Annotated in this window: 8 protein-coding genes; 3 read left to right on the forward strand and 5 right to left on the reverse strand. The window is 55.3% G+C overall.

What is annotated here, in order from left to right:
- Positions 1-62: 62 nt before the first annotated feature.
- Positions 63-596 (reverse strand): Spy/CpxP family protein refolding chaperone, encoded by a 534-nt coding sequence (locus R6H26_RS19145; RefSeq protein WP_404784681.1) that lies wholly within the window; start codon positions 594-596, stop codon positions 63-65.
- A 244-nt stretch (positions 597-840) separates the two neighbouring features.
- Here R6H26_RS19145 and R6H26_RS19150 point away from each other — a divergent pair, with 244 nt between their 5' ends.
- Together R6H26_RS19150 and R6H26_RS19155 are read left to right on the forward strand one after the other, a co-directional pair.
- On the forward strand, positions 841-2,142 hold the full coding sequence (locus R6H26_RS19150; protein WP_404784683.1) for a sensor histidine kinase: 1,302 nt from the start codon (positions 841-843) through the stop codon (positions 2,140-2,142).
- Positions 2,139-2,774: a response regulator gene (locus tag R6H26_RS19155; RefSeq protein ID WP_404784684.1), complete on the forward strand. Its 636-nt coding sequence runs from the start codon at positions 2,139-2,141 to the stop codon at positions 2,772-2,774. The genes R6H26_RS19150 and R6H26_RS19155 overlap by 4 nt, the downstream gene beginning before the upstream one ends.
- Here the strand turns inward: R6H26_RS19155 and R6H26_RS19160 are convergent.
- Positions 2,771-4,357, reverse strand: a complete 1,587-nt coding sequence (locus R6H26_RS19160; RefSeq protein WP_404784686.1) for a B12-binding domain-containing radical SAM protein — start codon at positions 4,355-4,357, stop codon at positions 2,771-2,773. The genes R6H26_RS19155 and R6H26_RS19160 overlap by 4 nt on opposite strands.
- A 355-nt stretch (positions 4,358-4,712) precedes the next feature.
- Here R6H26_RS19160 and R6H26_RS19165 point away from each other — a divergent pair, with 355 nt between their 5' ends.
- Positions 4,713-5,675: a protochlorophyllide reductase gene (locus tag R6H26_RS19165; protein ID WP_404784687.1), complete on the forward strand. Its 963-nt coding sequence runs from the start codon at positions 4,713-4,715 to the stop codon at positions 5,673-5,675.
- Positions 5,676-5,720: 45 nt separating this feature from the next.
- Here the strand turns inward: R6H26_RS19165 and R6H26_RS19170 are convergent, their stop codons facing one another.
- The 3 genes from R6H26_RS19170 to R6H26_RS19180 form a co-directional block, all read right to left on the reverse strand.
- A complete protein-coding gene (locus R6H26_RS19170) occupies positions 5,721-7,364 on the reverse strand; it encodes a response regulator (RefSeq protein WP_404784689.1) in 1,644 nt (547 codons plus the stop codon).
- Positions 7,365-7,371: 7 nt separating this feature from the next.
- A complete protein-coding gene (locus R6H26_RS19175; protein ID WP_404784691.1) occupies positions 7,372-10,392 on the reverse strand; it encodes a GAF domain-containing protein in 3,021 nt (1,006 codons plus the stop codon).
- 125 nt (positions 10,393-10,517) lie between these two features.
- Complete coding sequence (locus R6H26_RS19180) at positions 10,518-12,032, reverse strand: GUN4 domain-containing protein (protein WP_404784693.1); 1,515 nt, start codon at positions 12,030-12,032, stop codon at positions 10,518-10,520.
- Between the last annotated feature and the right edge of the window lie 27 nt (positions 12,033-12,059).

Genomic DNA, 12,059 nt, shown 5'->3' on the forward strand with positions numbered 1-12,059 from the left:
AGTAATCGCACAGATAAATTCGTCTAGAAACTAAATCGACGCCCTAACTTCCAGCAAATTCTTTAGAACTCCAAGCTGTTCGACATCATTTCCATTGCCTGTCTGCCACCTCCGCGCCGACGATGGCCGCGATGTTCCTGCATCAGTTGGGCTGCTTTAGCGCGCTGCTCTGGGGTCAGAACCTTCCGGATTTGAAGCATCGTTTCAAAACGGCGATCGCTGGCTTGCTGGCGCAGTGCCTGGATTTCCTTGTATTGCTGGCGAAGCTGCTCGTCGCTCGCGCTACCCGCCATGAGGGACTTTTGCTTTTCGACGGCAGCCCGCATTTGCTCGCGCAGCCCTTCAGAAGCCGATTTTTCCCCATCGCGAATCTTCTGAATTTGCGCCTTTTGATCTGCGCTGAGACCGAGCTGCTCCTGCCACTTATTTCCCCAGCCTCTTTTTCCCCAAGATCCCGGCCTTGGTGAATCCTGAGCCACGACGGCAGGAGATTCTGCCATTGCAGTTTCGTGCAGAACAGCTTGCGTCAGCGCAAATCCACCGATAGGTAACAGGACGGCAGCGCCGCTTGCCAACAATACAGAACGTAGTTTCATTTCATTCACCCAAGTATCTTAAGGAAAAAGCGACCCGTGAAAGGGAGCTGTCTTTACTCGCTCTTTCATTTTAGGAATTGCACCTATCGATCGGCTCGGATCGAAGTTCCCAACCTGGCTGTATCTAAAGACCTAACTGAAATTAGGACTTTGGTACTAGACTCAGCTCGAACAATGCGAAACCTCAGATCCTACTGAGGGTCGAGCGGCCTGGTTTATATTAAAGGCTTTAGAGACTCCTGCTGTGGAAACTGCGACTGCCCTACGACGCTGGCCTTGGCTGAAACATCCGTTTCCGCTCTTGCTTTACCTGGAGTGGGTTCTGCTGGGCATTGCAACATTGACGGCATTACCCACACCTTTTCCAGGCAGAAGGCCTAGGCTGCGGCGAACTCTAGAGGGTGGATGGGGCGGCGAACATCTTCCCCTTGGCGTGTTTCTGTGCATTGCAGCCTTGGGAATTTTAGGTCTGCGGCTCTCTTCCCAGCGATCGCAAACTCAAAAAATCCTGTTTACAGCTTTAGGTTTTGGATTGAGCTGGCTGACGATCCTATGGGGCGGACAAAGAGGGAATAGCTTTCCGGCGTTGCTGCTGGTGGTGGTGGTCCGCGCCTGTCTCTTATTCCCGTGGAAGGGACGATTAGTCACTGCAACCTTGGCCTTCGGTTCTTTTGTATTGAGATTGCTGTTGGGCTTGCGCCGCTTTCTCGACCCCGATCTCGCGCGCCCCGAGCGCATGCCGCGCAATTTATCGCCGGAGCAGGTGCAGGGCGCGGTCTTTAACTTGACCCTCAATTCGGCCCTGCTGTTTGGGTTGGTATTGGTCTTTGTCCTGATGATGGTGAGCGCTATCTTGACCGAACGCCAGAGTCGCGATCGCCTTTCCCTCGCCCATGAAAAACTCCGTCGCTACGCCCTGCTGATTGAAAATCAGGCTACGCTACAGGAACGCAATCGCATCGCCCGCGAAATCCACGACTCCGTCGGCCATTCGCTGACTGCCCAAAGCATTCAGCTTGAGAATGTGGCACTGTGGCTGTCAGAAGATCGGCAACGGGCGGGAGAACACTTACAAAAGGCGCGCAGGTTGGGCAAAGAAGCACTCCAAAACGTCCGGCAGTCCGTCGCAACCCTCCGCCAACCACCCCTTCAAGGGCAATCCTTTCGCGATGCCATCCAAAAGTTAATGCAGGAGTTCGAACGCACGACGGGAATTCAGACCGCGATTCACCTGCCCGCAACTCAGCAACTGCCGACCGAGATTGCGATCGCCCTTTACCGCATCGTGCAAGAAGCCATGACCAACGTCGCCAAACACAGCCAAGCCACCGAGGTTAGCCTTACCTTGACCCAAAGTTCCACCGCATTGGAATTAATCATGGAAGATAACGGTCGAGGGTTTGACCCCACTCAAAATACCACCGGCTTCGGGCTTCAAAGCATGCGGGAGCGGGCTGAGGCGCTGGGCGGATCGTTCGACCTCACCAGCCAGCCCGGTCGCGGATGCCGCCTGCATCTCAACATTCCCCAGGGAGGTTTTCGATGATTCGGCTTTTGCTGGTAGACGATCAGGGCATCATCCGCGAGGGACTTCGCAGCCTGCTAGAAACTAAATCAGACTTGACCGTCGTAGGCGAAGCTGAAAATGGAAAAGCCGCCGTCGAGTTAGCCCTTTCCCTGCAGCCCGATGTGGTGTTAATGGACGTGCGGATGCCGATTATGGATGGGGTTGCGGCCACCCGCGCCTTAACGGAACGAGCGCCCGATATTAAAGTTCTCGTCTTAACCACCTTTGACGACGATGAATACGTGACCCAGGCGCTCCGCTGCGGAGCCAAAGGTTACTTGCTCAAGGACACGCCCTCCGCTGAACTGGCCGATGCGATTCGAGCCATTCACCGCGGCTATACCCAGTTCGGCCCAGGGCTAGTAGAGAAGGCTTTTTCCGGCACTCCCGCTCCAGAAGAACCGCCAGAAGCCTATACGCAGCTGACCCCGCGAGAGCAGGAAGTTTTGCAGCTCATCGCGACCGGATGCAGCAATCGCGAAATTGCCGAGCAGCTCTATATTTCAGAGCGGACGGTCAAAAATCACGTCAACAGTCTGCTGCGACGGCTCCATTTGCGCGATCGCACCCAAGTGGCGATCCTCGCGGCAAAGTGGTCCCTCAGGCATTAGACGGAGACGGGATCGGGACGGGCGACTTCCAAGGGCGGCGCAAAAGCGGCCTGCTGTTTTTCCGCTTTCAGAGCTGCTAATTGGTCGTACAACTGCGCTCTCACTTCATGGCGGTACATGAAAAAGTGTTCCCCTGCGCCTAAGGCCACCAAGTAATCGAACAAGAGTTTGGGTTTGAGAAGGGCGATCGCCATTAGCTGCCCCCAAAACCGAAATCGGGTAGAGCGCAGCACCCCTTGCCGCCAGCAGATTGCGAAGAAAAGCCGAAGTTCCGTCCAAGTTAGCTTGCGACGAGTGCTGCCGCGCCAGCCATTCATGCGCGTAAAGTGACGAAACGTGCGCTTCAAGTAGGGCATCGGCTCGTAAATGTGCCAAAACGCCTCGATATACTCTTCCGTAATGTCCTCCAGAGGGCGGGTCGGAATAAAGTTCATAATAGCTCCCTGATGGAAGGTGCCAAATCCATCCAAAAGCCGACCCTCCCGCTGCAAGCGAGTCCACAGGGCCGTATTCTGAAGGGCGTGGAGCATGCTGAACTGACACTGCGGAATACCAGTTTCTTCAATGAAGGATTGAATCCTCTGTCCCGCTCCTGGCTTTTCGCCATCAAACCCCATAATGAACCCAGACATAATTTGCAGCCCGGCTCGGGTAATTTTATCGCAGGATTCGAGCAGGGACTGGCGCGTATTTTGAAGCTTGTTGATGCCCACCAGACTGTCGGTATCCGGGGTTTCAATGCCCATAAACACCATCGTAAAGCCCGCCTTTACCATCAGCTCGATCAGTTCGTCATCTTCGGCTAGGTTCAGCGAAGCTTCAGTCAGCAAAATAAACGGATAGCGGCGAGCCTCCATCCAAGGAATGAGCTGTTGCAGCAGCAGTTTGGCATTTCGCTTGTTGCCGATGAAGTTATCGTCTACGACAAAGACGTAGCGATTCCATCCCATTTGGTACAGCACCTCCAACTCCGCGAGGAGCTGCTCTGGAGTTTTGGTGCGCGGTTTTCGACCGTAAAGGTTGATGATGTCGCAAAATTCGCACTGAAACGGGCATCCGCGCGAAAACTGAACGGTAATTGCCATATAGGCGCTCAAATCCAGCAGATCGAAGCGCGGGACGGGCGTTTGGGTCACATCCGGTTTCTCTGCCGAGCGAAAGACACCCTTCAACTCGCCTCGACCTAGCGCTTCTAAAAATAAGGGAACGGTCAATTCGCCTTCGTCTAAAATGAGATAGTCAGCTCCACACTCCAGCGCAAAATCGGGAACTGAAGTCGGGAAAGGTCCCCCCACCGCCACCTTTTTTCCGAGCGATTTTCCCTTCTGGATTAAAGCGCGAAAGTCCTCTTTTTGAATGATCATTGCTGAAATAACGACCAAATCGCACCATTGCCAATCCGCTTCAGTTTCGTGACGCACGTTGCGATCTGCAAAGCGGATTTCCCAATCCGAGGGCAGCATAGCAGCGATCGTAATGAGTCCCAGCGGCGGGTTGGTAGAGCGCAGGCCAGCCAGCGCCAGCGTTTCTCGATAGGACCAAAAAGAGTTGGGTAAAAACGGCCACAGTAGCAATGCTTTCATAACTACTCCAGGAAAATTTCGGTAGGGTGTAGCGTTGAGTCGGATTAAATCCCCACGAACAAGCGTTTGATGCTTCAGAATAACGCTTGTTAAAAATTTTTAGGCGTACGTCCTATTTTACGCTGAATTTTAAGTCCGACTTCAATCTTAAGTTTTGCAAAATCAAGACCGCTCTCTAACAACCGAAACCGCTCGATCCGCGTTCGATTTTTGCAGCATTAGACCAAAGCCGTAGCACCTTTTCAGCCCCCCTTTCAATCTCCCCTCTCATCGCGTAAGACACCTTAACAAATAAGGGAGGATGATTCAGAGGTGTAAGATCGTAACAACAGTGAAGCGCTCAATAGAATTTGAAATGGAACAATACCAGAAACCAACTGCCATCATTACGGGTGCCTCTTCAGGGGTCGGTTTGTATACCACTAAAGCGCTTGTCGAAAAGGGATGGCATGTCGTCATGGCCTGCCGCGATCTGCGCAAGGCAGGAGAAGCGGCCCAATCCATCGGACTACCCCAAGGCAGCTTCAGTCTGATGCAGATTGACTTGGGCGACTTAGACAATGTGCGGCGTTTCGTCCGGGAATTTAGCGCTAGCGGCAGACCGCTCGACGCTTTATTGTGCAATGCTGCCATTTACATGCCGCTCATTAAGGAACCCCTCCGCAGTCCTGAGGGCTACGAGCTAACCATGACGACGAATCACCTGGGTCACTTTTTGCTCTGCAATCTCATGCTGGATGAATTCAAAAAATCTACCGCTATCGACAAGCGGATCGTGATTTTAGGCACCGTTACCCATAACCCGGACGAACCAGGGGGTAAGGTCTATCCGCGTCCAAACTTAGGGAATTTTGAAGGTTTTGAAGCGGGCTTTAAGGAGCCTATCTCTATGGTGGATGGCAAAAAGTTTGAGCCTGTCAAAGCTTACAAAGACAGCAAGGTGTGTAACGTCTTGACCATGCGCGAGTTACACCGTCGCTACCACAAGTCAACCAATATCACCTTCACGTCCCTCTATCCGGGCTGCGTGGCCGACACGCCTCTATTCCGCAACCACTATCCGCTCTTTCAGAAGCTATTTCCACTCTTTCAGAAATATATTACGAAGGGCTACGTGTCTCAGGAACTTTCTGGAGAGCGGGTTGCTGCTGTGATGGCAGATCCCGAATACAAGCAGTCTGGAGCCTACTTTAGCTGGGGCAACCGTCAGAAGGAAGGACGCAAGTCGTTCGTTCAGAAGGTATCTCCGCAGGCCCGCGACGATGCGAAAGGCGAGCGCATGTGGGAACTGAGCGCTAAGCTTGTCGGTCTGACGTAGCGGGCGCAATCCTCAGATTCTCCGCCTTCAATCGACAATGTCGAATCAAATATTTTGAATTAAGTGTTTAACCGTCTCTAGCAAGGTGGAGGAATCGTACGGAATGGTGAGATAGTCTGCCGCGCCTAGTTTTCGAGCGAGTTGGCGGTATTCATCGCTAGTGTGGCTGCTTAAAATCAAGACTGGAATCCGACTCCAGCGCTCGTCTTGCAGGCGTTGGCGCAAAAATTCAAAGCCGTTGAGGTTCGACATTTCCAGATCGGAAATGGTGAGGTGGATCTCCGGTTGCTGCTGTAAATGGGCGATCGCCTCCTGGCCATCCTTCGCCTGCATGACTCGATAACCCGCCTCCTGAAGGGTCGCGCTTAAAATCTCGCGCACGGTTTTGGAATCGTCTACGACCAAAATGGTCTTCGGAGTCGTTTTGGCGGGGGGTGCGGCGAAAACCGAGCTGCCTGAAAGCACAGCCCTACGTTCGTATTTTGCAACGAGCGGAACGGCACGGTCGAAATCGATCGCGGGCAGATCTGGGAGCGGACGGGACTGAAGCAAGCCGTTGACATCCACAACTTCGATCCAAGCACCGCCCTCAAGGCAAGTCCAGCCATACCGACATCGGTGGGGCGTAAAGGTAAAGCCATCCGGTTGACCGAGGGGGAGTTCTGGCTCCACGATCAATCGCTCGACTTCTAATGCCAAAGCGAGGGGCTGAGGCTCGTGTCTGAGGACTAAAATCAGTTCCTCCGGCGGCGCGTTTTCTCGTCCTAGAACGGCGGTTCCTCGCGGCGGCCAGAGATCGACAAATCGGTGGAGGACCAGCAGGCGATCTTGCCAGCGAAGGTATTCTTGCCCGTCCCGGTGCAGTCGTTGGTCGGGCTGGGGTAAGACGATTTCCGCGATGCTTTGGGTTGCAACGCAAAAAATAGCATGACGGGCTAGACCTGCTAAATGCTGGCTCAGATCGAGGGCGGCAGCGGACGATCGTTCCAGGAAATCAGTGACTTGCGGTTCGGTCGAGCGCGCCTTAGAGGATTGCGCTAGTTCCGGTTCGGACGCGCTCAACCGCTGGAGCGTCGCACCGTTGGCAACCTGAAAGCCTGCCAGCGCGACGGTCGCGATCGCGTTTGCCGCATGAGGAAACGCGGCGATCGCGCTGAGGGTTGCTTCGGCGATCGTCTTCAGCTCCGCGAGATCGAGCGAGTTGCTCCACCACTGAATCCACTGAATTTGCTGCTGCAAAAGCTGCCGCTGAGTTTTAGCTTGAAGGGGCTGGGCCAAGATCAGCTTGACAATCTCTAGCGCTTTAGGCACCAAGGCATTAAGGACAAACTCTCGTCGATTCGTGCCCTCAACGCGATCGGGCGTGGAGCGATGGACGATCGACGACCACTGGAGGCTATCGCAAAAGTGGTGGAGCAGATCCGAAACGACGGTCTCGCGGTCGGGATCTTCCTCGTAACCTTCCAAAAGCGAACCCAACCCCAGGGCTAAAAGCTGAAGGTCCACCAGCCCGACCTGACCCGCACCCTGATAAATGGCTCGGGCGATCCGGGCAATCTTTTGCAAATCGAGGGGGTTGGTTTCGCGGGTTAAAAGCAGCAGCCCTTCTTCAAATTGCTGGCACAACTCCCCCGCTTCCATTAAAAATAGCGCCGTAGCCTGGTCATCCGTTGGGAGGTCAGAGGTCATGGGCGTCTCAAGCATTCTCGCCGTCGGATAGGGACGAAAGCCGATCTAAAGTGCTGGAAAGAGCGATCGCCTGTTCGGACGCTTGGTTGGCCCGGGAAGCCACGGCCAAAACCACCTGATTGGCTGCTGCGGACGACTCGGATTGGCGTTGCGTCGATTGACGGACGGACGCGAGCAAAGTCTGAATGCGATCGTGGGCCGCAATGACCTGCTCGAAAGTTTGCTTGGTTTGCTCCAGCAGCTGCAAGCCGGGCTGGATTTGCTGTGCTTCTTGCTGCACGGCATCCACCGTCCCAGAGAGATGCGTTTGGAGCGTCCCCAAAACAGTCGTCAAGTCAGCCGTTTTGGTATCCAACTGACGGGCTAAATCCAGCACCTTCTCGCCGATGTTGGCAAAGTCCTGGGCAGAATCTCCCATGCGGGTTGCTTCTAGAGCCGCATTCATGGCCTGAAGCTTCATCTGAGACGCGATCTGATGGATGAATTGCGTCGCCTCCGAGAGCTTCTGGGCTGGGTCGCTGAGCTGCCGAACTTTTTGCGTTGTCGCGTTTAAGCTGTCCTGCGTTGCGGATAAATGCAGCTCCAGGGTTTCGACCAGACGATGCCCTTGCTGGAGCATGTCTTGGGTGCGATCTCCGCGAGCGTCTTGCTGGGCCAGGGAGGACTGTAAGGTTTGGGTTTCGGTCATCATCAGCTTGACGTGCTGGTAGAGCGCCGTCACGCTTTCCATCTGCTGGAGCATTTGAGCCGACAGCTCCTTTACGACGGGGTCGCTGTGCTCGAGCCAGTCCGAAACCTGATGTTGAAGGGCCGCGCGCTGGTGGCGCTGTTCTTCGGAGGCGGTTTCGGCAGTTTGATAAGCTCGCTCCACTTGGTCTAAAAGGCGGGCGTGTTCGAGGGCAAAGCCGACCTGCACCGCGATCTGAGAGAACAAATCGATTTCAGAGGGCTGCCAATCTCGCGGTCCAGAGCACTGATGGGCGATCAGCAGCCCGAAGAGCTGCTCGTCCTTGAGAATCGGCGCGACGAGGTTGGCTTTGACGCCAAACGGTTCGAGTTGACTGAGATGACAGCGCGTTAACCCCTCCGTCTCAATATTGGCAGTCGCCCGCACCCGCCCATCGCGATACTGGTCGACATAGCCCTCCGCAAAGCAGGGGTCTTTGATTTTGGCCCACAATGCCTTGGGGTACCCCGGCACGACCGCCTCCGCCACGACAGTGCCGTACCACTCTTCGTCAAAGCTATACACGATGACGCGATCGGCCAGAAGCACCCGACGCACTTCTGTCACTGCGGTTTTAACGACGTCCTCTTCAACCAAAGAGGTGCGGATTTGGCGCGTGATGTCAGCTAGAGCCTTGGATTGAACGCTTTCGATGCTGACCTGCTCCAACAGCCGCGCGTGGTCGATAGCAAATCCCACCTGCATGGCAATTTGGGAAAACCAATCCACTTCGGCAGGCAACCAATCGCGCGGCGCGGAACATTGGTGGGCGATCAGCAGCCCGAAGAGTTGCTCGTCCTTAAGAATGGGGGCGACGAGGTTGGCCTTGACGGCAAAGGGTTCGAGCTGTTTGAGATGGCATTGGGTCAAGCCCGCGTCGAATATATTTGGGGTCGCCTGCACTCGCCCATCTCGATACCGATCGACATAGCCCTCTGCAAAGCAGGGGTCTTTGATTTTGGCCCACAATGCCTTGGGGTATCCCGGCAGAACCGCCTCTGCAATGACAGTGCCGTACCACTGCGCGTCAAAGCTGTAGACGATGACGCGATCGGCGTTGATGGCTTTGCGCACTTCGCTGACGGTCGCGTTCAGAACGTCGTCGAGGTTGAGGGAGGTGCGAATCCGTCGCGTGACATCGATCGAGAGCTGCGATTGCGTCGCGCGCCGATCGAGGTCTCCCAGCAGTCGCGCGTAGTCTAGGGCAACTCCCACTTGCGATGCTATTTGGGCAAACAGATCGATCTCGACCGCCTGCCAAAACCGAGGCCCAGAACATTGGTTGGCAATGAGCAGCCCGAACAACCGATCGTCCTTAATAATGGGGGCAATTAAGTTGGCTTTGACGGCAAAGCGATCGAGCAGACCGATGTGGCAATCGTTCAGTCCGGCGTTGTGGATATCGTCAATGGATCGGACCCGGCCCTTGCGGTATTGCTCCAGGTAGTCGGCCAGGCAAGGATCGGCTAGGGTCGCCCACAGCATTTTGGGCCATCCCGGCGCGACCGATTCTTCGACGATCGTCCCATCTTCAGCGGAGTCGAACCGGAAGAAGGCGACTCGATCGGTCCGAAACACGTTGCGAATTTCTTCGACCGCGACCCGCAACACCTCTTCTTCAGAACGCGCTTCTCGCAGGCTTCGGGTTATCTCCATTAAGATTTTGAGCCGTTCTGCTTCCGCTTCTTGGCTCGAAAGCAGTTGGGGAAGCTGTTCGTCCAGTAATTTCAAATTGGCGTTCAGGGTTTCCAGCTCGTTTTTAGCACCCGCCCGATCTTGGAGGGAAAGGTCTTCTCGGCGCAGGCGGTTGATGAGAGCGTTAGAGGCGGTGGCGGCGGCCTCGATCTGACGGGTGGCGCGGCTGGCGAGGAAGGTTGCGATCGCCCCGGTCGCAACGGCCAGCCCCATTGCACTCAGACCCAGGGCCGTGCTGTTGCGCTGAATCTCTTTGACGGGAAGGGTTCCTCGAGCGGCGCGATCCTGAAAAGACTGACCGCTCCCGTAGAGAATACCGCCCAAAACCAGCAGCGGCAAGGCCGTCGCGGCAGCAGCGCCCAACGCGACTTGGGTGGAGAAGCTCCAGCCCGCTGCCTGTCGCACGGGCCGATCGCGCGGGCTTAAATCCCGAGCCTCTGAGGTTTCCTCTAGACGACGGGCTGTGTCCGAAGGGTTGGGGGGTTGGGGGTTGTCATTCATTTTTTGCAACAGCTCGTTGAATGCTGGTGTCCCGTTGGAAGATGGCTCCAAGGGCGGGATGGAGGATCGGGTCGTCCGAGGATCTGGAGCAGAGGGCTGATTCATGGCGATCGCCTGATTTCAATAGACTCGGACAGAATGCTATCGACCGTGCGGACTAAACCACTTGGCACATTTGAATCGATCGCATAAAGCCTTAATTTTTATCCACTGTAGCGCCAGTCTGTCCCTTAAGACTGAAAATCGCTCAAACGGGAGCAGGCTTTGAGGCGCTCCATTAAAGTGACAAATCCCAAACGCCACCATCCGCGAACGTCCTGCTCTACCCCCTGGCGATTCAACGCATGGATGCAGCAAGTCGGCAAATGTCCCAATGGCGCTCGATCGGTAAAGGTGAGTTCGGCATAGTTCAGCCAGCGGCGGTCCTCGCACCAGCCGACGCGATTGGCAAAGGTTTGCCATAGGGGAAAGTCAAACTCGGCGGTGCCGCCCAGTTCGCGATAGAGCTGTTGCTGCACGCGCAGGCCGAAGCGTCCCTGGCTGTGGGTCTGCCACAGTCGATCTAATGCATCCAAGACGGAGCAGGGCAGCGTCTCGAGAGCGTCGAGGTTGAGACAGCCCTGGGCGATGCGGTGGGTCAATTGAAGCAACAGCCGCCAGGTTTCACCATCGGCCTCCCGATACTGTCGGGCCGCCAGCAAAGTTTGCAAGTGCGTGTAATCTGGCATCCAGTCTTCGACAGGAGGGCCTGCGCGTCCGGCAAGCGGCACGCGACAAATTTCAGCAGCGGCGGCCAAATCTTCTAACGCAGCTTGGGCCGAAGCATAGCGATGGCTCGCATCGGTCTGGAGCAGGTTCTCAAAGACTACCGCTAACCCATCGCTCAGCCCCTGAATGGCATTGTCCAGACACCACTCCCCCCGATCGTTGAGGAGCGGGTCCGCTCCATACTCGTCGGGAAAGCTCCCAGTCAACAGCCGCAGGCACGTCAACCCCAGACTGAACAAGTCGCTGTTGGGGTAGACCTGTCCTTTCATTTGCTCTGGCGGAGCGTAGCCTGGGGTTGCCGTTTTGGGCGTGCGGCGATCGAAGAGGCGGGTATAGGACTGATGAGAACTCCCAAAATCAATCAGCACGAGCGTTCCATCCACTTTGCGGATGATGTTGCTCGGTTTGATGTCGCGGTGAATGACGCGCTGGTCGTGGATGAATTGCAGCACTGGTAGCAGCGACTTGAGCATTTGGATGATTTCGGCTTCGTCGAAGCATCCCCGCTGCTCGAATTCTCGCCGGAGGCTGCGCCCTTCAATGTATTGTTGGACGATATAGAGGCGACCGTCCTGTTCTAAAAAAGCTTTCAGCTCCGGGATTTGAGGGTGATTGCCCAAGTCCTTCAGCAGGAAGGCTTCTTGGGTAAAGAGGTCGACTGCTTTTTGATAAGTAGGGTTATCTTGCTGCTGGGGTAAAAATTGCTTGATGACGCAAGGGGTTCCCAAGCGGTGCTCGTCAACGGCCTTAAAGGTCGAAGCAAAGCCCCCCACTCCAATGGACTGAACGGCTCGGTACCGTCCCGCCAACCGCAGGTCCGACCCGCAGCGCTGACATTCGTCTAGGTGCCCTGGATTAGAAGCCAGGCAGTTTGGGTCCAAACATTGGCTGAGATTTAAGGCAATCACGTTATCGCGATCTGCGTATAGATCTGTCTTAGCTTCCCCAGCATTAAAATGAATGGGCGTTCGAGTCATACGATCTCCCCCCTAAAAAAGCAAACT

The sequence above is a fragment of the Altericista sp. CCNU0014 genome (genome assembly GCF_044923475.1).
GTDB lineage: Bacteria > Cyanobacteriota > Cyanobacteriia > Thermosynechococcales > Thermosynechococcaceae > JAAURS01.

What these genes read in the sequence shown, in the direction of transcription:
- R6H26_RS19145 (WP_404784681.1), bottom strand. Translation starts at nt 596, where the DNA reads ATGAAACTACGTTCTGTATTGTTGGCAAGCGGCGCTGCCGTCCTGTTA.
- R6H26_RS19155 (WP_404784684.1), top strand. Translation starts at nt 2,139, where the DNA reads ATGATTCGGCTTTTGCTGGTAGACGATCAGGGCATCATCCGCGAGGGA.
- R6H26_RS19160 (WP_404784686.1), bottom strand. Translation starts at nt 4,357, where the DNA reads ATGAAAGCATTGCTACTGTGGCCGTTTTTACCCAACTCTTTTTGGTCC.
- R6H26_RS19165 (WP_404784687.1), top strand. Translation starts at nt 4,713, where the DNA reads ATGGAACAATACCAGAAACCAACTGCCATCATTACGGGTGCCTCTTCA.
- R6H26_RS19170 (WP_404784689.1), bottom strand. Translation starts at nt 7,364, where the DNA reads ATGACCTCTGACCTCCCAACGGATGACCAGGCTACGGCGCTATTTTTA.
- R6H26_RS19175 (WP_404784691.1), bottom strand. Translation starts at nt 10,392, where the DNA reads ATGAATCAGCCCTCTGCTCCAGATCCTCGGACGACCCGATCCTCCATC.
- R6H26_RS19180 (WP_404784693.1), bottom strand. Translation starts at nt 12,032, where the DNA reads ATGACTCGAACGCCCATTCATTTTAATGCTGGGGAAGCTAAGACAGAT.